Genomic DNA, 21543 nt, shown 5'->3' on the forward strand with positions numbered 1-21543 from the left:
CAGTGCGGAAGACGGGCAGGCGCCCCTTGGAGCGCGCAGGGGCGAGTCGTCAGCTCTGCGGTGGCTGCGTCAGTTCGCGCGCGTCCAGGTAACCGTCGTGATTGCGGTCCAGCTTGTGGAATTGCCGGCGCAGGTTGTCCTGAAACTGCTTGAGGGTGATCGGTTTGCCATGCCCGCCGGGCAACTCGTCAGCTTCCAGTACGCCATCGCCATTGCGGTCGAGACGATGGAAACCTTCGCTCAGGTGGGCCACGTACTCCGCCTCACTGACCCGGCCGTCACCATCGGTATCGAATTCGCGCAGGTACTCAGCGGGGGTGGCTTGCGCCCATGCAAGCAGGGGCGCAAGCAGCAGGCCGGCCAGCGTCACACCCGCCCGTATGGAGGCAGGGATGGGCCGGCGCACGATCATGCGGCTTCGGTCCGGCGACGCAGAACGGCCAGGGGTTGCGCCCAGGTCGCGCCGGGGCGGCGCTTGCTGGTGACGAGGGTCAGGTCGCTGGGCTGGAACACGTTGATGTTGTGCGTGGCCGGGGTGGTCAGAATGTACTGGGCGCGGGTGGACTTGAGGAAGGCACCCACCTTGTCGATGTTGAAGATATCCAAGTGCGCGAACGGTTCATCGATGAACACGAAGCCGCCGGGGCGATCTTCGTCGCGCATCAAGGCCACCAGCAACAGCAGCGACTTCATCACCTGCTGACCACCCGACGCCTCGCCGTCGTCCATGCCGATCCAGCCCTTCTTGTCGAACTCGAAGCGCACGTTGAGACCGGCCTGTGCCAGCGCGAGGTCTTCGTTCGACAGTTCCGGCAGCTCCACTTCCACGCCGATACCGGCAAGGTCCGCCAGCACCTTCAGGTTGCGCGCGTAGCGTTTCACCGTATTGCGCAGCACGTTGAGGTAGGCCCCACGCGCTTCGCTGGTGATGCGTCCCGCACGCTCCAGGTGCACGCGGCGACGCTGCAGATCTTCCTTGAGGCCGCCGTGGTCGTTGGCGTACTTGTCGCGCAAGGGCAGCACGCCGTCATCGGTTTCCCAGTGGCCCTCGTTGAGGCGGCGCTCGATGCGATCGATCTCGCGACGGGCAGCGGCGGGCGATTCATAGCGTTCGCGCAGCTCCGTCATGGCGTGGCGTGTGCGGTGGGCAGGACGCACGTGGCTGCGCTTGTGGCGGAAAGCCTTGAGACGGTCGATCTGTTCGTTGCGTGCCTGCGTGAACTGGCGTGCGGTATCGGCGAGTTGCTGCTGTGCCTGCCGATGTTCGCGCGCCTCGTTATCGCGCTGGCGAGAATTCAGCTGACGCTTCTCGCGCATCGATTCGTAGTGCGCCTCGGCGGCGGCGTAGCTGTCAGCACAGCGTTGCACGTCATCCTGCAGGGCAGCCTGTGCTTCGTGCGCGACGGCGAATTCATCGGCGCGGTCGGCCAACTGGCCGCTGGCGTTGGCACCGCGCAGCAGGCTTTCCGCGTCGCTGGCCTGTTCCTGATAAGTCTTGCGCTTGTCGCCGATGGCGCGCAGTTGCTTCTCGATCTGCTGCAGACGGTCTTCGCCCTCGCGCAGCTGACGCTCGCGGGCGGCGCTGCCGAAGTAAACGTCGTCCACACCCAGATGGCGGCCACCGCGACGCTCGCGGAAATAGCCCTGCGGCGTGATCCAGTCCTGCTCTTTGCCCAGCTTCGCGCCATCGGCCACGTCCTCGACGCGGCGGATGCGATCGAGCTGGCGCAGCAGCCATTCCGGCGCTGGCGCGGTGAAGTCGACCACTTCCAGCAGGGAGCCACGCGTGGGCGACGTAGTCGGCGCGCGTTCGGCGACGACGAAGTGCTTGTAGCGATGTTGTTCGCCCAGGCGCCATGCCGCTTCACGATCGCGCGGATGATCCAGCAGCACCACGTGGCGATAGCCTGCCAGCACCGCTTCCACCGCGGCCTGCCAACGCGGCTCCGTGATCTCCACGATCTCGCTCAGCATGCTGTGGCCGATGCTTGCATCGTCCAGCGCGCGGCGGAACGATTGCTCGAACTCCGGTGTGTAGCGCTGACCCCGGCGCCACGCGCCCAACTGCGCCGTGAGCGTGGATAGCTGCTCGCGCAGGCGGGATTCTTCGTTCTGCAGGCGGCCAAGCTGGCTGCGTGCTTCGACCAGTTGCTTACCCTGTTTTTCGTGATCGGCGCCGTCCTGCTCGGCGACCAGCTTGCGCAGATGCGCTTCCTGCTTGAGCAGAGTGGCGTTCTCGGTTTCGGCGCGGCGTGCTTCGTCTAACTGCTGCTTGGCCTGCTGTCGGGACTGGTCCGCGATGTGCTGTTCGCCGCGCAGTGATTCCTCGCCTGCATCGAGCGTTTGCAGCCCCAGCTGCAGTTCCACGTCGCGTGCGGAAAGATCGCGACACTTGCGCTTGAGGCCGAGCAACTGCGGCCGCGCGCCACGGATGGCGTTGTGCAGTTCCGCCAGCTCGGTGCGTGGCAATGTTTCAGCGACGAGATCGGTGTGCTCGTGCTTGAGCGCATCCCACTCCTGCCAGGAGCGTACGCGACCTTCGGCTTCCTGCAGGCTTACGCCAATCAGCGATAGCTGGTGTTCGAGCCCGTGCAGTTCGCGGTCCGCTTCGGCTTGTTCATTGCGCGCGCGCTGATAGTCCTCCAGCACGACCTTGTCGCCGAAGACGTCGAAAACAAGATCCAGCAGCGACTTGGGCGGCAACTGGCAAAGCTTGTCGGTGGCGCCTTGTTCCAGCGTCAGCACGCGGCGGATCGCCTGCGAGAGGCCCGCGCCTTCCAGTCGCACGCGGTATTCGCGCAGGCCCATGAAGTCGTTGCGCGCTTCGATCTCGTCCACGCTGACGTCGCCGCCCATCACGACGTATTGGCGCTGCCATTCGCCGCCTTTCTTCTGAATACGCACAGCCAGCGTCACTTCGCTGTCCATGATCGGGAAGAACGGACGCTCGCCGCGCGGCCCCGGTATGTTGCCCACGCGGGCGCGCAACCAAGCGAATGGCTTGCCGTTGTGGCGCAGATAGCTCTTGTAGTCGCGGTTGCCTGCACAGTCGATGGTGAGCAGGGTGCGCAACGCATCGAGCAGGGTGGTTTTGCCCGAGCCGTTGGGGCCGACCACGGTGACGATGTTGGTATCCAGCGGCAGGCTGAAGCGCTGCCAGTAGTCCCAGTGGATGACTTCGAGGCTACGGAAATCAAACATCGTGGATCACTTCGCTGTCTTCGCTGATTTCATTCACGTCGTCGTCGGTGTCGTCATAAAGCGGTTCGTCATCGGAGCCGATATCGTCGCGCGGTGTAAGCCCGGCGAGCAGGTCGCTCAGCGCGCCATCGAGGATGCGTCGCGCCGTGCGCTCGTAATCGAAGACGAGATCGAGCAAGGGGCCTTCGGCCAGTTCACCCTTGCGGCGCGCGATGAAACCATGGCGGGAAAGCAGGCCCAGGTTGAAGTTGACGCGCGTCTTTCCACCCAGCCTGTCGCCGAAGTCGGCGAGCAAGGTGCGCTCGGCGACGATGGGTGATAGCGAGGCATCGCGCGAGATCGGCTTGCCCTCGGCGAACATCAGCGTCTGCGATGCATCGGCCTCGGCCTGCTGGCGTTCGAGCTGGCGCTGGCGCTTGGGCAGCACGATCAGCGCCCATAGCACCACCAGCAACGCGACAGCATCACGGTCCAACTGCAGCGTATTGGAGATCCAGCTGTCGCTGCCGCCGAACACGTGCTTTTCGTTGGCGCGCGCCACGGCGACGCCGATGTAAGCCGAATAGGGGTGCTCGCGCAGTTCCAGCCCCACGGCGGCGAGGCGGCGATCTAGTTCCTCGCGGAACGCCTCGTCGAGCAGCGCCTTGCGCGCCTGTGTGTCGTGACGCGGCAGCCAGCGTTGTGAAAGCAGGCGCGCGACGAGCGCGGCGGTTTCGTCATGCATCAGTGGTCTTTTCCTTGCGGGGGTGCAGGCGTCCCGCGCTTACCAGCGCGATCAACGCCAGGCCTGGATCGATCAGGCGTGGTTCGATTTCCAGCTTCAACGGTAGGCGCGCGAGATCCGCAGTAGGGCCTTGCAGCGCCGAGGACTCCGGGTCGCCGACGAGTCCAAGCAGCGAGAGTCGGTACGCACTCAACGCGTAATCGTCGCCGCGCAAGGCATCGCTGAGTTCCATCGGTTGGGTCAATGCAGCCAGCTCGCCGTGCCATGTCAACAGCGGCGAGAGATCTTCCTCATCGATGGGCAGGTCATGGGTGGTCGGGTTGCTTTCGGCATCCGGCAGTGCGGTGTTTTCAGCAGCCGCACGCTCGCGCTCCAGCAATTCGTACTCGGCCACATCCAGTGCAATCTGATCCAGCAGGAAGGGCGGCTGCACAGGCAACTGCGCGGCTTCGTCCGCGTGTTGGGCCAGCGCGTCCGGCGTGAGCGAACGCAGCCACGCGACGAGGTCGGACGACGACAGGCCCGTACGCCCCAGATGCACGCGATGCTGGTCGATCTTGTTGAGTTCGCGCTGGAATACGCCCGCCTGTCGCAGCAGCGAGCTCTGCGCGCGGCCCACGGCCTGCGCGAGCCGATGCGTAGCCGGATCGATGTCCTCGCTGTCGGCGATGGCGCTGACCACTTCCGTGCCTTTCTCCACCCACGTCCACACCGCGTCGAGGCGTTGGGCGGCGCGTCGGATGCGGTGCTCGGAGCCGGATAGCACGGCGCGGTCGAAATCTTCCTTCAGCTCCGACAGGCGCGACAGCAAATGCCCGAGCTCATCGGCGGAAATGCGTCCAACCGCCTGACCCGCGGCAAGCTGTGCGGTGATGTAGCCCAGGCCATCCTCGTCGTCGCGCTCGAATTCCAATAGCGTGGACACGGCGGCCAGCGCCTTGCGGCCCAACGGGCTCACGCGATAGCGCAGCGTCTCGTTGTCCCAGGTGAGCAGCTCGTGTTCCTTCAGACGCTGCACCACGGTTTCCAGCTTCACCGGCTCGACGAAGGCGAGTTGGTCGCGGATTTCCGCAGGTGTCCATTCCGGCGCATGAGCGCGTGCGCCCAGTGTGCGCAACACCAGCAGGCGCAGCACGACCTGGGTTTCACTGCCATGGAACAGCGCGCTGAAGGCGCGCAGCAGCGAGCGGCCGCGCAACAACGGAAACACCGCCGGGAGATCCTCGGCGGTGATGCCTTCACGTAGTACGTCCTGCAGACGCTCGTCGGCGTCGGTGCCTTCCAGTCCCTGCATCAACGGCCCGCGCCGTGGATGCCGATGAACTGCAGAAACTCCGAGCGCGTGCGCGCGTCATCGCGGAACGCGCCCAGCATCTGGCTGGTGATCATCGACACGCCGCGCTTGTGCACGCCACGGGTGGTCATGCATTCGTGGCTGGCATCGATCACCACCGCCACGCCGGCCGGGTGCAGGTTGTCTTGGATGCACTGCGCGATCTGCGCGGTCAGCTTTTCCTGTACCTGGAAGCGGCGCGCATAAGCGTCCACCACGCGGGCCAGCTTGCTGATGCCCACCACACGGTTGGTCGGCAGGTAGCCGACGTGCGCGCGGCCGATGATCGGCGCCATGTGGTGCTCGCAGTGGCTTTCGAACTCGATGTCGCGCAGCACGACCATTTCGTCGTAGCCGGCCACTTCCTCGAAGGTACGGCGCAGATACTCACCCGGGTCGGTGGTGTAACCGGAGAACCAGTCCTTATAGGCCTTCACCACGCGCTTGGGCGTGTCGAGCAGGCCTTCCCGGCTGGGGTCTTCGCCCGACCAGCGCAGCAGGACGCGCACGGCCTCCTCGGCCTGTTCGCGGGTGACTTCGGTCGGTTCGTGACGCTCGCTCATGCGGGTTCCTTCGGATACGCCTTACAGACCTGTCAGTGTAACGCCCTCGTCAAGATTTGGCCCCGCATGGGGGCGCGCAACCAATGGGATCAGTGGGTTGTGATGCTCAGGGAATATCCCGGGCTCCCTTATGTCCGGGTCGTGGGCGGGCTAGACTGCTTCCACGCCAAACCAAGGAGGGGTTATGAAGCGCATATATGTTGTCTGGCTGTGTGGCTGGCTGCTTGCTGGTGCGGTGGGCGTCACTGATGCAGCGACGGCCAGTCAGGTCCGTAAGACGGCCGAGGTCGGCATGCTGGTCACGGGCACGGTCGAGGTGAATCCCAACGGATCACTCCATGGTTATGCCCTGGACGAGCCCGAGAAGCTGCCTCCGGTGGTGGTCGAGGTAGTCGGCAAGACGGTCTCGTCCTGGGAGTTCAAGCTCTCCGGACCGATCACGGACGTGCTGAAGACCAAGATGAGTCTTCGCGTTGTGGCTAAGCCCTTGGGGGACGGCCAGTTCAAGGTGGCTGTGGAAGGTTCTTCGTTCGGTGAACCGGGCGCGCGCAGCGATCAGGTTTCCTCCAAGGATCGTGCCCGTCCGCTCTATCCGCAGGCCGCGATCAATGCGCGCGTCAGCGGTACGGTTTACCTAGTGCTGCGGGTCGGGCGCGACGGTGCCGTGCAAGAGGCCATTGCCGAGCAGGTGAACCTGGATCAGTACGACCGGGACGCGGCCATGGAACGCTACCGCAAGTGGCTCACCGATGCCTCGCTACAAGCCGCACGAGGCTGGACCTTCAACACCCCGTCAAGTGGTGCCGACAAGGACAACCCCTACTGGGTCGTGCGCGTACCGGTGAATTTCAATCTGCGGGCATGGGGCGCGCCGCAGCAGAAGCATCCTTATGGCGAATGGGAGGCCTATATTCCAGGGCCGCGGCAGACGCCACCGTGGATCGGCAAGGCGTTGGCCAGCGAGTCGCCGGATGCCATGTCCGAAGGCGATGTGGGCGCGGGCGACGCACGGCTGCAACTGGTTACACCGCTCGGCGGCGCCTGAGCTACCTGCCGATCAAGCGACGGAGCGGAACACGGTGATGCGGTCCGCGTTGGGTTCGCTGGCGGCCTGCAGCCACGGTTCACCTGCGACAGCAGGTGTGCAGGGGCCGAGCGTGACTACGCGGAAACTGCGCTGCCGCGCTTCGTCGTGGAGGCGGTCGAGCATGTGCCGCAGCATGCCGCCGGTGAACGGCGTATAGAGGTAAAACACCGTGCCACGCGATACATCCGCATCGCGCGCGTCCTGCGCGATGAACGTGGCGCGATCGACCCGCAGGGTTTCCGCTGCACGGCGCGCGCTTTCCACATAGGCGTTCTCGCGCTCGACGCCGCAGGCATACGCTTCGGTGCAGATCGACACCAGCAGCGGCACGTGACCCATACCGGAGCCCAGATCGACCACCACGTCGTCGCCGCCCAGCCGCGTACGGTGAATCATGTCGAGCACATGGCGCACCGGCGTCGGCTGGTAGAACACCATGTCGTTCTCGAGCGATGCGATGGGGGAGCTCGGTTCTTCGAGCGACAGCACATCGCCAATCAACGCGTCGAGATGGTCGTAGCCCCATGGTTCGCGCAGGTCGTCGCGATGCAGCCATCCGCTTAGTGCATGCACGCCGGCACCATGCACGATGGCGTGCCGGACGGCGTCACACAGGTGTCGTTGGATATCGGCGAGCGCGGCATGCCGCACCTGTGCGCGGTGGCGAAGCGCATCCATCGTCGCCTTGCACGTTGGCGAAACACTGACGGGCTCGTACAGCAGCACGTCTTCCAGCCGGTCCATGACGTGGATACGTTCGCGCAATTGCTCAGGCCGCTCCAGTGAGCGGTCCTGTTCGGCTTCGCAGACGATGGTGTGCAGTTCTTCCAGCATGGCGTGACAGATCCGCGGTGACGAGCCGGATGGTGTCACGTTTTGGCTGGCCGCGAGTTGAACGCAGGTTGCTTCGATGTCAACGCGGGTCGGGAACAAAATGCCCGGGGAACGGGTCGGGGCGTGTCCGTTCCGGTGGGGTGTCGCCAGGTATCACCCCCTGGGCGATCAGCCGTTCGCGCGTGTCGTAGTACACCGTGATCACCTCGTTGGGCGTGGATGAAGCGCGTTCGAAATCCGTATAGGTCACCTCCGAGGTTTCCCGCGCACCGTGTCCCGTGCCCAGCGGGCCACCGGGAAGTGCTTTGGCGGGAGATGGGGCTATCGCACTTTCAGCGATCGGTGCCGTTGGTGCTGGTGGTGGCGCCGCCATCCGGCGGCTGGTCATCGACTCCTGCGGCGCGCTCATCGGCGCAGGCATGGGCGTAGGCATGGGCATGGGCATGGGCATGGGCATGGGCATGGGCCGGATCATCCGCCGCGGCAGGAATATGGCCATGCCGATCACACCCACGTTCTCCGGACGCCCGGTGCGCGCGGCGTAACTGCGCGAGGCGTCGGCGAACACGAAGTCAGCCACTTCGGACAGGCTCTTGCGCCAGCCCTGGATATCGGTGGCGTCATAAGGCTGCAATACGTAGCCGCTTTGCGACCAGTCGGCGGTGTCGCCCGACACCACGTTCACGCCGTCGACCGACAGCACGCCGAGCGCACGGGAGTCTTCCTGGCTGCGGAGCTGGATCTGATAGCGATGCCCAGGTTGCCCGGCGACGTAGTAGCGGCCGTCATGGCGATAGACCGGCAGCTCCTGCTGCGTGGTGCGGTCGTAGACGGTCAGGTCTACCAGGCGGCCCACGGCGCTCGCGTGCGCGCTGGCCGCGAGCGTGGCGAGAGCGAGAACCGCTTTCCCAAGGGTGTTCATGGCAACGACTCCGGCAGGCATCGATGGCCGATGCATACAGTGGAACGACGGAGGCGGCCAAAAGGGGTTAGCGCCCAGCGCTTGTCGGGCTCAAGTTTTTTCGGTGCCGGTCGATGGCACGGTAAACGTACAAAAGGATTCGCACGTGAGCATCGGCATCCATCTGGACACCTCCACCCTCCCGGTGACCATCAGCGGTTCGTCGGCCGCTGCATCGACGGCAACGGATGCATCGGCATCGGGCAAGACGACCGTGGCCGTGAAGGGCGCCGGTGCCGCCGCCGGCGCATCCGCGGATTCGGGCAGCAGCGGCAGCGCCGCAAGCCCGACGGTGCAGGCACTGCAGCGCGAGATTGCGCAGTTGCAAAAGATGCTTGCGCAGGAAGAGCAGGCACTGCGCGCCGCCAATCAGCGGAACAAGGGAGCGACGGATGCGGGGAGCATGGCCGAGATATCCGCCTTGCAGTCCGCCGTCACCACCACCAACGGCCAGCTCGCATCTGCCGTCACCGCGCTCGCCACCGCCCTGCTGGCGGAAGGCGGCAGCAGCGGCGGTTCGCTCGTCAGCGCGTCGGCCTGACGCTTAGACCTCGACGTCGTCGTCCGCGCTGTCTTCAATAGCTGGCGCGTCGCCGAGCAACTGCTGGACTTCTTCGCCCGGCAAGGTTTCCACGCCGCGCAGTTTGCGTTCGATGGCGCGCGTGCGCACGCTGGCCTGTTCGATCACGTTGCTGGCTTCGTTGAGTTTCTTGCGGGTCTTTTCCAGCACCGTGCCGAACTTGCCGAATTCGGTCTTCACTGCGGCGAGCAGAGTCCACACCTCGCTGCTGCGCTTGGCGATGGCGAGCGTGCGGAAACCCATCTGCAGGCTGTTGAGCAAGGCGGTGAGGGTGGTGGGGCCGGCGATGGTGACGTGGTGGTCACGTTGCAGGCTTTCGAACAAACCGGGGCGACGGATCACTTCGGCGTACAGGCCTTCGGTGGGCAGGAACAGCACGGCGAAGTCGGTGGTGTGCGGTGGCGCCACGTATTTGCCGCGGATGCGCTTGGCTTCTTCGCGCACGCGCATTTCCAGTGCGCGGCCGGCGAGTGCGGCAGCATCGGCATCAGCGGCTTCCTGCGCGTCGAGCAGGCGCTGGTAGTCCTCTATCGGGAATTTCGCGTCGATGGGCAGATAGAGCTGCGCGTTCTCGCCAGCGCCCGGCATGCGCACGGCGAATTCCACGCGATCATTGCTGCCGGGAATAGTGACTACATTCGCGTCGTACTGATCGGTGGTGAGTAGTTGTTCCAGCAAGGCGCCCAACTGCACCTCGCCGAGGATGCCGCGCGTCTTCACGTTGGTAAGCACGCGCTTGAGGTCGCCAACGCCGGCGGCGAGGTTCTGCATTTCGCCGAGGCCGCGCTGCACCTGTTCGAGGCGTTCGGACACCAGGGCGAACGACTGGCCCAGGCGCGTTTCCAGTGTGGTCTGCAGTTTTTCGTCCACGGTGGCGCGCATCTGTTCCAGCTTCGCGGCGTTGTCGTCCTGGATCGCCTTGAGCTTGGTTTCCAGCGTCGCGCGCACTTCGTTGAGGCGCTTCTCGTTGTCGGCGGTAAGCGCGGCAAGGCCTTGCTGTTGCTGCTCGCCGAAGCGGTTGAGCGTCAGCGTGAGTTCTTCGCGGCTGCGGCGTGCATCTTCGGTAAGGCGTTGTGCCAGCGATTGCAGGCCGGTGTCGGTGCGTTCGGTAAGCACGTCCAGGCGCTGGCCGAAATGGCCGATGCGTTCTTGCTGCTGCGTACTCATGCCGCCCAGTTGTTCCTGCACCAGCGTGCGGAACTGGCCGAGCGACTGACCGATCGATTGCGTGATCTCGCCGCGACCGGCCCGCTGCTCCTGTGTCAGCGCTTCGCGCAGGTGGCGGTTGTCGTCCTTGAGCGCATCAAGGCGCGCGGTGAGGCCGGCGTCCTCACGTCCGCGCAGCAGACTCATGACCTGCAGCACCACCATGGCCAGCACGGCGACGACAAGCACGATCAGGAGGATTTCGGTAAAGGACATAACGATTCCAGATGACACAAGGTCGCCAGTGTACGCGTTGGCGTCTCAGAAGCCTGGACTGAGCGTGCCTCAGGTTGGGAACGCGCCTTTGTCATAGGCCTTGCAGTAAGCCTTCCAGTCGCGGCGAACCTGGCGTGTGCAGTCCTGCGCCAGTTCGTGCAACTGCGTGACCCAGCGGCGCTTCTCGGCGAAGGCGATCAGTTCGTCGGCGGTGGCGGAACCCTGCCTGCCGCTGCTGCGCAGTTGCGCCCACGCCGAGAGCTTGCCCATGGCGTCCAGCACGCCCTCCAGGCGTTCCAGCTTGCCGCGCCAGTCGGTGAGCGCGACGCGATCCTCGGTGGGCTGCAGACCACGCAACACGTACGACTTGCGTCCCATGTTCACGGCGCGCAGGAAAGCCGGCGAGATGGCCTGCATGCGTCGCTGCACGGCGACGACGCGTTCGGCTTCCGTGCCCCAGTCGGGTTGGGCGATGTCCAGATGCGGCGCGAGGGAAGACGGCAGCGCCTGCTTGAGGTCCAGCAGGTAGTTGCCGTCCGGCGAACCCTTGCCCTCGACAAGAATGGCGAAGCGGTCCACGCCAAGGCTGCCTGTGCCAGCAATGCGGCGCGCCACGTCGAGCACGGTATAGAAGCCCGGATCGGACTCCTTGGCGCCGATCTTCTGGATGAGCGCCGTGACTTTCTCGCGCTGCTTGTCGGTCACAGGCAGGGCGCGGCGGCCATCCAGGCGCAATTTGCGGTGCTTGCCCCTGCGCTCCGTGCGGCCGTCCAGAAAGTGTGGACGCAACCGGCCGCGCAGGCTGCCGAGCAGGTCGCCAACCATGCCGGCGGCGGTATCGCGCTCGATCCAGCGTGCCTTGCCCAGTCGCAGTGCACTGGTATACGAGTCGAGAAAGCGATGGCAGAGCTGGTTGGCCTGGTCGCGGCTCAGGTCCAGGCTGGCGGCGGCGACGTGCACGCTGGTGAGCAGGCGAATGAGCTCCCACGTGCACGGGGCCAGCGCGGCTTCGTCGAAATCGTTGAGGTCGAAATAGACGAGCCGGTTGTCGCCTTTGTAGCTGCCCATGTTCTCCAAGTGCAGGTCGCCGCACACCCAGGTAGCCGGTGCCTTGTCGAAGGCCTTGGCCGGCGGCAACTGCGCATAGAACAGGTGGCAGGTGCCGCGCAGGAAGGTAAAGGGATCGTGCCGCATCGCGGTGTACTTGCGCTGCAGCCGTTCGGGATCGCGCCCGGTGTTGTAATCGCGGATGACATCAACAACATCGAGCACGTCACTTCTCCCTTACATGACCCGGCAGAACACCGCCTTCAGATAACGGCCTTCCGGCACGTCGCTGCGGAACGGATGGTCTGCGCCCGCGCCGGCCGTGTGCAGTACCTGAATCTCGCGACCCGCATTGAGTGCCACGCGACGCAGCATCTCCAGGAAGTCTGCTTCGCTCACCAAGCCCGTGCACGAGCAGGTCAGCAGCAGGCCGCCGGGCGGGATTACGTCCAGCGCGAGGCGGTTCATGGCGAAGTATTTCTTCAGCGCGTCGATCACTTTGCTGCGGTCGCGGGTGAGCTTGGCGGGATCGAGGATCACCGCGTCGTACTGCTCGCCGCGCGCGATGGCCGCGCGCAGCCAGTCGAAGATGTCGGCGGCCTCGAACACAGCGGGCACATCATTGGCCTCGGCATTGGCGCGCGCGATCTCCAGGATGCCCGGGTCCATGTCTACGCCCGTGGCCGACTGTGCGCCTGCCGCCAGTGCATGCACGGCGAAACCACCGGCGTTGCAGCAGAGGTCGAGCACGCGGCGACCCTTGGCGAGACGCGCGAAGTGATGGCGGTTCTCGCGCTGGTCGGCGAAGAAGCCGGTCTTGTGGCCGTAGCCCGGCGCCGCGTGGAAGCGCAGGCCGTGCTCGTGTACTTCCGCCGGTGCAGGCGCTTCTGGCGAGCGACAGTCGAAGGACTCTTGCTTCTGCACATGGCTCTCGGCGAACCAGTACAGGCGCGCACCCGGAAAGTGGCGCAGCAGCGCGGCGTGGATGGCTTCGCGGAAGCGCCACATGCCCGCGGCGAAGTATTCGATCACCAGGATGTCGGCATAGCGATCGACCACCAGGCCGGAAAGGCCGTCGCCTTCGCTGTGCACCACACGCCATGCATCGCTGACGCGGTCGAGTTCCAACAGCTCCTTGCGCAGGTTGACGGCGCGGTCGATGCGCGTCTCGATCCATCCGGCGTCGACGGCTTCAGTCGGGTCGCTGGTCAGCAGGCGCAGCGCAATGCGCGCGTGGCCGTTCCAGAAACCCCTGCCTACGAAGCGGCCCTTGGCGTCCTCCACATCGACCACGCTGCCGGGCGGCACGCGGGTTTCAGGCTTGTGCACCTGGGCAGACCACACCCAGGGGTGGCCGGGCGTGCGGTCGGTTTTGAGGCGGATGACGGGGAGGGGAGCGGGGCTGTTCATCCGCCCATGATACCCGGTGAGAGGCTCCGCTCTGCCGTTTTTCGTGGGAGCGCACCCTGTGCGCGACCGCAGCGCGGCATCGATACCGCGCTGCGGATGGGGTTTCGCTCAGCGGAAGCGCAGCGCCAGCCAGGACAACAGGGCCAGCAAGTTGAGGCCCACGCGCGACGTCGATGGCCCGGCCACGGCCAGCAGAAAGCCCTCGCTGCCGACGTGCCAGTCCAGCCCCAGTTGCACCGGCAGGTGCAGGCTGGCGTAGATGTTCACGAACGCGCCGCAGTGGAAGCCATAGCTGATGAGGGGCGTGGCGAGCAGCGGTAGCTGCATCAATTGCGCCCAGCTGGAGAAGGTGATGCCGCGCTCGCTGTTTTCCAGCAGCAGCGCGCCGGCCACCATCACGAACGCATAGAAGGCCAGTCCGATCAGCGCGACGATGGAGTCGTGTGTGCCGAACGGCAGCAGCCGGCGCAGCATGTTCACTAAACCGAAGAAGCCGCCCGCCACTTCGAGGATGCCAATCAGTCGGAAGAGGAAAATGCGCACGTGCGAGGCCCCGGGTCGAAAGCCGGGAGCTTAGCGGATTGCGGCGTGGGTGTTGCCTGGATGGTTTGGCAGTTCGTTGGGGCAGGTACAGCTCGCTGTACCTGCGAACTTCTTAGGTGAGTTCGTCGGCCAGTTCATGCAGGTCGGCGATGTGCTGCTCCCACCAGCGCGGTTCGGCGGCGAAGGGAAACGCGGCGGGAAACGCGGGATCGTGCCAGCGGGCGGCGATCCAGCCGGCGTAGTGCAGCTGGCGCATCGCGCGCAGCGCGGGCACCAGGGCCAGTTCGCTGAAGTCGAAATCGCGCATCTGCTGGTAGCCGTCGAGCAGGGCGCTCATCGCCTTGTCGTCGTTGGCCAGCATCCACAGATCCTGCACCGCCGGGCCCATGCGTGCGTCGTCGAGATCGACGAAATGCGGGCCGCCGTCGGTCCACAGGACGTTGCCCGGGTGGCAGTCACCGTGCAGGCGTAGCTGGCGCACGGGGCCCACGGCCTCGAAACGATGGGCGACCGCTTGGTCCACGCGCTCCGCCGCTGTGCGGTAATTCGCGTGCAGTGAAGGCGGTAGCAGGGATGAGGACAGCACTGCGCGCATCGGCTGTTCGATCAGCGTGGCGCGATCGATGCGCCCGCGATGCTCGAACGGCTGCCGTGCGCCGACGCTATGGATACGGGCGATCAGTCGCCCCAGCCATTCCAGTTGTTCTGACGACTCCAGCGACGGTGCGCGCCCGCCACGACGCGGCGTGAGCGCGTAGCGGAAGCCGTCGTGATGCAGCAGGGTGCGGCCACCGAACACCAGTGGCGCGACGACGGGAATATCTGCGTCGGCGAGTTCGCGGGCGAAGGCGTGTTCTTCCAGGATCGCCGCATCACTCCAGCGATGCGGGCGATAGAACTTGGCGATGACGGGCGAGTCGTCCTCGATACCCACCTGCCACACGCGGTTTTCGTAACTGTTGAGTGCAAGCAGCCTGCCGTCCGGCCACAGGCCACAGGCGGTCACGGCATCAAGAACGCGATCGGGATCGAGTGATGCGTACGGCGCCTCGATACTCAACGCGGAGCTACCACGCGTGCAGGGATCACCGCCATGGTGATGCGCGAGATGCACACCAGTTCACCGGTATCCGTCTCGATGCGGATTTCCCACACCTGCGTGGTGCGGCCGATATGCACCACGCGCGCGGTGCCAGTGACGGTGCCGCTGCGCACGCCGCGTATGTGGTTGGCGTTGATGTCCAGGCCCACGGCTACTTCCTGCGTGGCATCCAGCGTGAGCATGGCGGCCGTGCTGCCCAGCGTTTCAGCCAGCACCACCGAGGCGCCGCCGTGCAGCAGGCCGTACGGCTGGTGGGTGCGGTGGTCCACCGGCATGGTGCCGCGCAGCCAGTCATCGCCGATCTCGGTGATGCGGATGCCCAGTGTTTCCATCATGGTGTTGGCGCTCCAGCCGTTGATGCGCTCGAGCGAGGTGTCCTGTTTCCAGATGGTCATAGGTTGAATCTCCGCAGTAAGGCCCTCATTGTCGGCTGACGCTTACCCCGCGACAATGTTTGGGGTGCTCTGTTCTATGCAATGTGGGTGGCATGATGTCCAGAAAGGCCGCAGGATGTGGGGTGCGGAGCAGCGCAGGCTGGTTGCCTGCGCAAGCCGCGGCCCGCGGGCTGCGGCCTTTCTGGACATCACCCGGAGGGCCGGCTCTGTCTGCCCGCCGCTGCGCGCCGCGTCGCTTCGACAGGCGGCCAGCCTGCCTTCACCGCCGCAACACGCAGCGGCGGGCAGACAGAGCCGGTGACACCCGCATTGCATAGAACAGAGCACCCCTAGTGTTTACCGTCACTATTCAATCTACCGGCCGCCATTTCCCGGCAGCGCCCGGCGAAACCGTGCTGGAAGCCGCCCAACGGGCCGGCATCGCCTTGCCGTACTCGTGCCGTGCGGGCGTGTGCGGCAGCTGCAAGGCCACGCTGATCGCTGGACATTGCGATTACCCACGCAACCCGCCCGTGGCGCTGAGCGGTACCTCACCGGCGCAGCACGCGATCCTGCTCTGTCAGGCGGTGCCGCGTAGCGACCTCACCATTGAGGCCCGCGAAGTCACCTCGGTGGAGGACATCGTCCGACGGCAACTGGACGTGGTCGTGTCGCGCAAATGGATGCTCGCGCCCGACGTGATCGGCCTGCACCTGAAGCCTGCTTCTGCCGATGCGCGACTCAACTGGCTACCGGGCCAGTATCTCGACGTATTGCTGGAGGATGGTCGCCGCCGGCCGTTCTCCATCGCCAATCATCCGCAGGCCGATGGCACCATCGAGCTGCACGTGCGTCACGTGGCTGGTGGTGGCTTTACTTCGTGGGTGAGCGACACGCTGAAAGTTGGCGATGTGCTGCGCATCGAAGGCCCGCTGGGCACCTTCGTGCCGCGCGAAGATGCCGAGCGGCCAATGATCTTCATGGCGGGTGGCACCGGGTTTGCCCCGGTAAAAGCCATCGTCGATCACTTCATTGCGCTGGGTACGCGCCGGCCGATGCATGTGTACTGGGGTGCACGACATGCCGCGGATCTGTACATGCGCGAGCAGGCGCAGCGCTGGAGCACGGTCGCGCACGACCTGCATTTCCACGCGGTGATCTCCGATGCAGAACAGGCGCTGGCCAGTGGCATCCGCATGGGCCTCGTGCACGAGGCCGTGCTGGAGGATCACCCCGATCTCTCTCGCTACGACGTGTACATGAGCGGTCCGCCGGCGATGATCGACGCGGGGCGCAAGCTCTTTATCGGCGCGGGATTGCCGGAAGAACGGCTCTACTACGATTCATTCGATTACGCGCCGGACGTGCTGGCGCAGATACTGGGCAACCGGGCGGGCATCGTCGGCCTTTGAGGCCGACGCATCACGACGGGCGAGGGTGTTGCACCCCCGCCCTGGCGAATCATCATCAACCCGGGTTCTTGCCCTTGGCCACCGGCAGCTGAGCCTGTTGCCAGCCCAGCACGCCGCCGCCGAGGGTGAAGACTTTGGCGAAGCCGGCCTTGACCAGACGCTGTGCAGCCTTGTCGCTGGCGCCGCGGCCGTCCTTATCGATCAGCACCACAGGGACGTCCTTGGCCTTGGCGATGTCCTTGTGCTCGGGATCGAACTGGCTGAGCGCGACGTGGCGCGAGCCCGGTACGTGCGCCTTCTCGTAATCCGCGTAGGCGGAAAGATCGATCAGCAGCGGGCCTTCCCGGTTGATCAGCAGGGTCAGGCTGGCTGGCGTGAGTTCCTTGTACTTGCGCAGCATCACCATCAGTTGCGTGACGATCAGGCCGAGCAGCAGGACGAGGAACAGCGCGGCGAGCGCCAGATTGTGGCCGATGAACTCGGGCAGCTTGTGCAGGACATCGCTCATTCGTTGGGCTTCCGCAGACGCGGCCATGGGCCGCGTGAAGTGAACAGAACGGGCGATTATACGGTTTGCCGCGGGGCCGCGCCGCCCGAGGCCCCGAATCGGTTTACGGCTGGCTGCTGATGTCCGGCAGCCCGCTTTCCAAGTACCAGTGCTTACTGGCTTCGTCGTATTGCCAGACCTGGTGGTCGGTCACCGTGCGCTCGGACTGGGTGTTCACGTTGACCAGGTTGATCTGCACCGTCTGGCGCACCTCGAACTGGCCTTTGGGCACGGGGCCGTTGCCTTCGTCATAGCCGCTCACCTTGTAGAGTTGGTAGCGGGACATCTCCAGCGGTGAGATCGGGTGTGCCTCGAGCACCTTGGGGTCGACGAACTTCAACGCACTGTTGAAATCGCCCCAGCGCACCGTGCTGGCATAGGCGTTGAGCGTGGTAGTGAGCGCATCGTTGCGCTTGTCGGTGGCGCAACCACCGAGCGCAAGCAAGGACACCGTGACGAGCGGGATCAGGATGCGACGCATGAGGCTTCCCCTTGGGTGAGGCCAGCATTGTGCCCAAGAGCCTTTGCAAAGTCTCCGCGCGACTCCGGGGTAAGTACCCGCCGAAGCCCACGATTTCATACGGCGTCGGGGGACCGCCGCTTGGCCACGAAACGCCCTTCCAGCGTTGCCGCAGGCTTTTCACTGGTGCCCGGCACGCGGCACGACACCTCGATGCGCGCCCGGCCGCGCGTGGCCAGCGTGCTGAAAAATGTGCGCCAGTCCGCACCGTCGGCCAGTCGCGCCTCGCTCACGAAGTCGCTCCATACCGGTTCCAGGTAGCGCACCGTGGATTCGCCCACGAACACGTCGCACTCCAGCCCGCGCATGCGCAGCTCCAGCTCGACCAGGCTCCAGCCGTTGAGGGTCATCACGCTGACCAGGCTGCCGCCGAACGCACAGCCCTTGTCGTTGATGTTCGGGCTGAGCGGCGCGACCAGCGCCAGGTGCTCTTCGTCGCATTCGTGCAGGTTCAGGTCCATGGTCTGCGCGAGTGGGATTTCATCGCGCATGAAATTGACCAGCTTGCGCGCCAGGGTATGCCGTTCGGTGGTGCTCATGGGGAGTGCTAACCAAGGGGGAATGGGTAGTGTACGCACGAGGGCAGACCATCCGCAGGCGCATGGCCGTTACACTCCATGGCATTCCCCGGAGCGGCCCATGATTGCGCGACCCCCGATCCCTGCCGAGCACACGCTGGACGGGCGCGCCGTGGTCATCACGCGCCCTGCGGGCACCGGCTCGCCGATGGCGCGCAGGGTACGCCGCATGGGTGGACTGCCCCTGTTGTTACCGGGCCTGTCGCTGCGTGGTGTGGACGGATCGGAGGTCGCCGCCGCGCTACGAGCGGCACTGGACGACGAATTGCTGGTGTTCACCAGCCCGGCGGCCGTGCGTTTCGCCGCGCGGCTGACTCCGTTGGATACCCGGGCCACGGTGCTGGCGGTGGGTAAGGGCACGGCCAGGGCGTTGGCGCGTCTTGGCATCCCGGCGCTGGCTCCGGCGGGGAGCCAGGATAGCGAGGGCTTGCTCGAGCATCCCACGCTTGCCGGCCTGCAAGGTCGCCGTGTGGCCCTGATCGGCGCGCCGGGCGGACGTGGCGTTCTGCGCGGCGAACTGGCGGAACGTGGCGCGCACTTGCGTGAGGTCCACGTCTATCGTCGTGGCGCGCCGCGCTGGCAGCGTCGACAGCTTGATGCGGTGATGCGGCTGCCGGCCGAGGCGCGCGTGCTGCTGTCCAGTGCGGAGGCGCTCGACAATCTGAGGCAGGGTCTGCCCGCGGATGTGTTTGCGCATCTACGCCGCAGCGTGGCCGTGGCCAGTAGCGAGCGCATCGCGGTGGCGGCGCGTGAGGCCGGCTTCCGGCGAGTGGTGATCGCGGATTCGGCGCTGTCCGAGCACCTGCTGGCCGCGGCAGCGCGTCCTTAGTCCATTTGCCGCGAAATCGGCGATTTTCACGCCCGTTTGATGCGAGGCGGCCGGCGCGGGCTGTTAGCATGTCTCGCATGAGCCAAGACGACTCCCTCCCCGAAAGTGGTGCGCCTGCGGGCGCGCGTTCCGACACCTCTTCCCGCGCGGCCCGGGCCACGCCGCCCGCGCGTCGCGGCAGCGGCACGCTGGCGGTCGCGCTACTACTGTCGCTGGTTGCCGTCGGTGGCGCCGGCTATGTGGGCTGGCGCCAGTGGCAGCAGGAGCAGGGCAGTGTGGCGGGCAACGCCGCGCTCGACGGACTCAGGCAACAGGTTGATGCGCTGCAAAGCGCCGCCAGTGCGGGCGATAGCGAGCGCAACCTGCTGCGCCAGCGCCTGGGTGACGCCGACCAGGTGAACCGCTCACTGCGCGAGGAAGTGCTCAGCCAGGCCGAGCGCACGCGCAATCTGGAAGATGCCGTCGCCAAGCTGTCCGAGAAGACGCTGTCCGGCCACGACGCCATGCTGCTCGATGAAACCGAATCGCTGCTGCGCATGGCCAAGGAACGTTACGACCTGTTCCATGACGCGCAGGGCGCCCTCGCCGCGTATGCGCTGGCCGACCAGGCGCTCGCTGCCGTCAACGATGGCGCCTTCTCCGGCCTTCGCCAGAGCATGGGCGCGGAACGCGAGGCGCTGGCCAAGAGCCGCACGGTCAATCTCGATGCGTCGCTGACCACGCTGAGTGATCTGCGTGCGTCGATGATGCAGTTGCCGCTCAAACCGCTGGACACGGCATCGTCCGGTACCACGCCAAGCAGCTGGTCGCGCATCGTGGGCGCGCTCAATGGCGTGGTGAAAGTGCAACGCACGAACGGTGCCCCGCTTTCCGTCGCCGATGCACGCTTCGCGCGCGAGTTGACCTCGATTGATCTTGCACAGGCGCAGGCCGCCTTGCTCGCCTCCGATCGCGATGCCTACGTTGCCGCGCTCAAGCGTGCCGACGCGGGTATCGCTGCGCAGTTCGACACCAGTGCCGCACCCGTGCAGCAGGCGCGCACGCAACTGGCGGCGTTGATGGCCGAGTCCCCGGGTGCACCCGTGCAGCTCGGTGCGGCACTTAGCGAACTGCGTAACCTCCGTGCCGTGCATGCGCTGAAGCCCGCGAGCAGCAGCTCGCTCGGAGCCAAGCCATGAAGTTGTGGCGCTGGATTCTGTTGCTGGTGATCGTGGCCGCGCTGGCCGCCTTCGGTTGGCACTGGGTGGCCGAGGATCCAGGCTACGTGATGGTGCAGTTGCGTGGCTGGCAGGCTGAGACCACCGTGCTTGCCGCCATCGTCATCCTGCTGCTTGCCTGGGCTGTGCTCAGTGCCGTGTGGTTTGCGGTGCGTTGGCCGTTCGGCGCGTTCACGCGTCGCCATCGTCGCCTGAGCCGCAAGAAGATGAGCGAAGGCCTGCTCGCGCTGATGGAAGGTCGCCATGGCGACGCGGAGCGCGATCTGCATCGCGCCTCGCGCCTGGACGTGTTGCGCGGCCCCGCGTTGCTGGCGGCGGCCGAAGCGACCTCGCGACGCGGCGAGAACAGCCGCGCGCTGGCCACGCTCGATGAGGCGGCACAGGTCGCACCGCGCGCGGCGCGCGTGCTGCGTGCCCGCGTACTGCGTCGCGAAGGCCGCCCGTCGGAGTCCGTGAACTTGCTGGCCGCCGATGCGGATGCCGGCAGCCTCACTCCTGGTGGCTGGCGCGAGCTGGCGCTGGCGGCGCTTGCCAGTGGCGACACACGTCGTGCGCGTCAAGCGCTCGAGCCATTGCAGAAGAGCGGTGCGCTCAGCACAAAAACCTTTGCGGCGCTCGAAGCACAGGTGCTCACGGCATCGCTGCGCGGCGCTCCGGATGCCGCTGCACTCAACACGCTGTGGTCGCAGTTGCCTAAGGCGCAGCGCCGCGTGCCGTCGGCGATCGATGCCTATGCGCGCCAGGCTGCCGCGTTCGGCATGATGCTGCCCGCCATGGACGAGGTGGAATCCGCCTTGCGTCGTGAGTGGTCGCCGCTGTTGATCGAAACCTATGGGGCGCTGGGCGGTGATGACATCGAGGCGCGGTTGCGCCGTGCCGAATCATGGCTTGATGCCCACCCCAACGATGCCGCACTGCTGCTCACACTCGGCCGCATGTGCGCGCGGCAGGAATTGTGGGGCAAAGCCACGCAGTATCTGGAGCGCTCGCTTGCGCTGTCGCCAAGCAGCGGCGCGTGGGAGGCCCTCGGCGATGTGCATGCCGGGCAAGGCGATGCTGCACTGGCGCAGCGTTGCTATCGCAATGCGCTGGCGCTTGCCCGTGGTGAGGCGGTCGATCCGCTGCCGCAGAGCACGCGTTCCACGCGACTGGATACCCGTCCCATCGCGATGGAAGAGCGTAGCGAGCACGGCGTGCCGCGCTTGCCGGAATAAGACCTCAGGTTTGAATCCCCAGCTGCGCGAGCTGGGGATTGGCCA

General features: G+C 65.8%; 22 protein-coding genes. 6 read left to right on the forward strand and 16 right to left on the reverse strand.

Annotated features, from left to right (window positions below):
- Window positions 1–49 precede the first annotated feature (49 nt).
- Genes DyAD56_RS01230 through folE form a run of 5 tightly spaced genes read right to left on the reverse strand, consistent with a single transcriptional unit; the run spans window position 50 to window position 5821 of the window.
- Window positions 50–412, reverse strand: a complete 363-nt coding sequence (locus DyAD56_RS01230) for an EF-hand domain-containing protein (protein WP_102300909.1) — start codon at window positions 410–412, stop codon at window positions 50–52.
- Entirely contained in the window at window positions 409–3201 is a 2793-nt protein-coding gene (locus DyAD56_RS01235) for an AAA family ATPase (protein WP_102300910.1), read from the reverse strand. The genes DyAD56_RS01230 and DyAD56_RS01235 overlap by 4 nt, the downstream gene beginning before the upstream one ends.
- A complete protein-coding gene (locus tag DyAD56_RS01240; protein WP_102300911.1) occupies window positions 3194–3925 on the reverse strand; it encodes a hypothetical protein in 732 nt (243 codons plus the stop codon). Before DyAD56_RS01240 ends, DyAD56_RS01235 begins: the two co-directional genes overlap by 8 nt.
- Window positions 3918–5219 (reverse strand): hypothetical protein, encoded by a 1302-nt coding sequence (locus DyAD56_RS01245; protein WP_102300912.1) that lies wholly within the window; start codon window positions 5217–5219, stop codon window positions 3918–3920. The genes DyAD56_RS01240 and DyAD56_RS01245 overlap by 8 nt, the downstream gene beginning before the upstream one ends.
- Complete coding sequence (gene folE, locus DyAD56_RS01250) at window positions 5219–5821, reverse strand: GTP cyclohydrolase I FolE (RefSeq protein ID WP_102300913.1); 603 nt, start codon at window positions 5819–5821, stop codon at window positions 5219–5221. Before folE ends, DyAD56_RS01245 begins: the two co-directional genes overlap by 1 nt.
- Before the next feature lie 184 nt (window positions 5822–6005).
- Between folE and DyAD56_RS01255 the strand changes: the two genes are divergently transcribed.
- On the forward strand, window positions 6006–6866 hold the full coding sequence (locus DyAD56_RS01255) for an energy transducer TonB (protein WP_233202238.1): 861 nt from the start codon (window positions 6006–6008) through the stop codon (window positions 6864–6866).
- 12 nt (window positions 6867–6878) lie between these two features.
- Here the strand turns inward: DyAD56_RS01255 and DyAD56_RS01260 are convergent, their stop codons facing one another.
- Both DyAD56_RS01260 and DyAD56_RS01265 read right to left on the reverse strand, forming a co-directional pair.
- Complete coding sequence (locus tag DyAD56_RS01260) at window positions 6879–7742, reverse strand: hypothetical protein (RefSeq protein ID WP_102300914.1); 864 nt, start codon at window positions 7740–7742, stop codon at window positions 6879–6881.
- A gap of 79 nt (window positions 7743–7821) precedes the next feature.
- Window positions 7822–8664, reverse strand: coding sequence for a hypothetical protein (locus DyAD56_RS01265; protein WP_102300915.1), 843 nt, complete (start codon window positions 8662–8664; stop codon window positions 7822–7824).
- Between the two features lie 145 nt (window positions 8665–8809).
- On the opposite strand from DyAD56_RS01265, the gene DyAD56_RS01270 reads away from it, so the two are divergent.
- On the forward strand, window positions 8810–9244 hold the full coding sequence (locus DyAD56_RS01270) for a hypothetical protein (protein WP_102300916.1): 435 nt from the start codon (window positions 8810–8812) through the stop codon (window positions 9242–9244).
- Between the two features lie 3 nt (window positions 9245–9247).
- On the opposite strand, the gene rmuC is transcribed toward DyAD56_RS01270, so the two are convergent.
- From rmuC to DyAD56_RS01300, 6 genes are all read right to left on the reverse strand, one after another.
- A complete protein-coding gene (rmuC, locus tag DyAD56_RS01275) occupies window positions 9248–10705 on the reverse strand; it encodes a DNA recombination protein RmuC (RefSeq protein WP_102300917.1) in 1458 nt (485 codons plus the stop codon).
- A gap of 69 nt (window positions 10706–10774) precedes the next feature.
- The gene (locus DyAD56_RS01280; protein ID WP_102300918.1) at window positions 10775–11977 is read right to left on the reverse strand and encodes a DUF2252 domain-containing protein; all 1203 of its coding nucleotides are present in this window, start codon (window positions 11975–11977) and stop codon (window positions 10775–10777) included.
- Window positions 11978–11989: 12 nt separating this feature from the next.
- Window positions 11990–13162: a class I SAM-dependent rRNA methyltransferase gene (locus DyAD56_RS01285; RefSeq protein ID WP_102300919.1), complete on the reverse strand. Its 1173-nt coding sequence runs from the start codon at window positions 13160–13162 to the stop codon at window positions 11990–11992.
- 108 nt (window positions 13163–13270) lie between these two features.
- Window positions 13271–13705, reverse strand: coding sequence for a hypothetical protein (locus DyAD56_RS01290; RefSeq protein ID WP_102300920.1), 435 nt, complete (start codon window positions 13703–13705; stop codon window positions 13271–13273).
- Window positions 13706–13817: 112 nt separating this feature from the next.
- The gene (locus DyAD56_RS01295; protein ID WP_102300921.1) at window positions 13818–14765 is read right to left on the reverse strand and encodes a serine/threonine protein kinase; all 948 of its coding nucleotides are present in this window, start codon (window positions 14763–14765) and stop codon (window positions 13818–13820) included.
- Window positions 14762–15202, reverse strand: a complete 441-nt coding sequence (locus tag DyAD56_RS01300) for a hotdog fold thioesterase (RefSeq protein ID WP_102300922.1) — start codon at window positions 15200–15202, stop codon at window positions 14762–14764. Before DyAD56_RS01300 ends, DyAD56_RS01295 begins: the two co-directional genes overlap by 4 nt.
- Before the next feature lie 332 nt (window positions 15203–15534).
- Here DyAD56_RS01300 and DyAD56_RS01305 point away from each other — a divergent pair, with 332 nt between their 5' ends.
- On the forward strand, window positions 15535–16593 hold the full coding sequence (locus DyAD56_RS01305) for a 2Fe-2S iron-sulfur cluster-binding protein (protein ID WP_102300923.1): 1059 nt from the start codon (window positions 15535–15537) through the stop codon (window positions 16591–16593).
- A gap of 55 nt (window positions 16594–16648) precedes the next feature.
- Here DyAD56_RS01305 and DyAD56_RS01310 read toward each other — a convergent pair whose 3' ends face one another.
- From DyAD56_RS01310 to DyAD56_RS01320, 3 genes are all read right to left on the reverse strand, one after another.
- Window positions 16649–17101 carry a rhodanese-like domain-containing protein gene (locus DyAD56_RS01310; RefSeq protein ID WP_102300924.1) on the reverse strand — a complete coding sequence of 151 codons (453 nt, stop codon included), beginning with the start codon at window positions 17099–17101 and terminating at the stop codon, window positions 16649–16651.
- Window positions 17102–17204: 103 nt separating this feature from the next.
- The gene (locus DyAD56_RS01315) at window positions 17205–17621 is read right to left on the reverse strand and encodes a hypothetical protein (RefSeq protein ID WP_102300925.1); all 417 of its coding nucleotides are present in this window, start codon (window positions 17619–17621) and stop codon (window positions 17205–17207) included.
- Between the two features lie 95 nt (window positions 17622–17716).
- Window positions 17717–18199: a YiiD C-terminal domain-containing protein gene (locus DyAD56_RS01320; RefSeq protein WP_102300926.1), complete on the reverse strand. Its 483-nt coding sequence runs from the start codon at window positions 18197–18199 to the stop codon at window positions 17717–17719.
- Window positions 18200–18299: 100 nt separating this feature from the next.
- Here DyAD56_RS01320 and DyAD56_RS01325 point away from each other — a divergent pair, with 100 nt between their 5' ends.
- The 3 genes from DyAD56_RS01325 (at window position 18300) to DyAD56_RS01335 (ending at window position 21498) form a co-directional block, all read left to right on the forward strand.
- Complete coding sequence (locus DyAD56_RS01325; RefSeq protein WP_102300927.1) at window positions 18300–19067, forward strand: uroporphyrinogen-III synthase; 768 nt, start codon at window positions 18300–18302, stop codon at window positions 19065–19067.
- Window positions 19068–19144: 77 nt separating this feature from the next.
- The gene (locus DyAD56_RS01330) at window positions 19145–20245 is read left to right on the forward strand and encodes a uroporphyrinogen-III C-methyltransferase (protein WP_102300928.1); all 1101 of its coding nucleotides are present in this window, start codon (window positions 19145–19147) and stop codon (window positions 20243–20245) included.
- Window positions 20242–21498 (forward strand): heme biosynthesis HemY N-terminal domain-containing protein, encoded by a 1257-nt coding sequence (locus DyAD56_RS01335; protein WP_102300929.1) that lies wholly within the window; start codon window positions 20242–20244, stop codon window positions 21496–21498. Before DyAD56_RS01330 ends, DyAD56_RS01335 begins: the two co-directional genes overlap by 4 nt.
- The last annotated feature ends 45 nt before the right edge of the window (window positions 21499–21543 follow it).

It is taken from the genome of Dyella sp. AD56 (genome assembly GCF_002878475.1).
Taxonomy (GTDB): Bacteria; Pseudomonadota; Gammaproteobacteria; order Xanthomonadales; family Rhodanobacteraceae; genus Dyella.

Excerpts from the sequence above, each read along its gene's own strand:
- DyAD56_RS01230 (WP_102300909.1), bottom strand. The coding sequence starts at position 412 with ATGATCGTGCGCCGGCCCATCCCTGCCTCCATACGGGCGGGTGTGACG.
- DyAD56_RS01235 (WP_102300910.1), bottom strand. The coding sequence starts at position 3,201 with ATGTTTGATTTCCGTAGCCTCGAAGTCATCCACTGGGACTACTGGCAG.
- DyAD56_RS01240 (WP_102300911.1), bottom strand. The coding sequence starts at position 3,925 with ATGCATGACGAAACCGCCGCGCTCGTCGCGCGCCTGCTTTCACAACGC.
- DyAD56_RS01245 (WP_102300912.1), bottom strand. The coding sequence starts at position 5,219 with ATGCAGGGACTGGAAGGCACCGACGCCGACGAGCGTCTGCAGGACGTA.
- folE (WP_102300913.1), bottom strand. The coding sequence starts at position 5,821 with ATGAGCGAGCGTCACGAACCGACCGAAGTCACCCGCGAACAGGCCGAG.
- DyAD56_RS01255 (WP_233202238.1), top strand. The coding sequence starts at position 6,006 with ATGAAGCGCATATATGTTGTCTGGCTGTGTGGCTGGCTGCTTGCTGGT.
- DyAD56_RS01260 (WP_102300914.1), bottom strand. The coding sequence starts at position 7,742 with ATGCTGGAAGAACTGCACACCATCGTCTGCGAAGCCGAACAGGACCGC.
- DyAD56_RS01265 (WP_102300915.1), bottom strand. The coding sequence starts at position 8,664 with ATGAACACCCTTGGGAAAGCGGTTCTCGCTCTCGCCACGCTCGCGGCC.
- rmuC (WP_102300917.1), bottom strand. The coding sequence starts at position 10,705 with ATGTCCTTTACCGAAATCCTCCTGATCGTGCTTGTCGTCGCCGTGCTG.
- DyAD56_RS01285 (WP_102300919.1), bottom strand. The coding sequence starts at position 13,162 with ATGAACAGCCCCGCTCCCCTCCCCGTCATCCGCCTCAAAACCGACCGC.
- DyAD56_RS01300 (WP_102300922.1), bottom strand. The coding sequence starts at position 15,202 with ATGACCATCTGGAAACAGGACACCTCGCTCGAGCGCATCAACGGCTGG.
- DyAD56_RS01310 (WP_102300924.1), bottom strand. The coding sequence starts at position 17,101 with ATGAGCGATGTCCTGCACAAGCTGCCCGAGTTCATCGGCCACAATCTG.
- DyAD56_RS01315 (WP_102300925.1), bottom strand. The coding sequence starts at position 17,621 with ATGCGTCGCATCCTGATCCCGCTCGTCACGGTGTCCTTGCTTGCGCTC.
- DyAD56_RS01320 (WP_102300926.1), bottom strand. The coding sequence starts at position 18,199 with ATGAGCACCACCGAACGGCATACCCTGGCGCGCAAGCTGGTCAATTTC.
- DyAD56_RS01325 (WP_102300927.1), top strand. The coding sequence starts at position 18,300 with ATGATTGCGCGACCCCCGATCCCTGCCGAGCACACGCTGGACGGGCGC.
- DyAD56_RS01330 (WP_102300928.1), top strand. The coding sequence starts at position 19,145 with ATGAGCCAAGACGACTCCCTCCCCGAAAGTGGTGCGCCTGCGGGCGCG.
- DyAD56_RS01335 (WP_102300929.1), top strand. The coding sequence starts at position 20,242 with ATGAAGTTGTGGCGCTGGATTCTGTTGCTGGTGATCGTGGCCGCGCTG.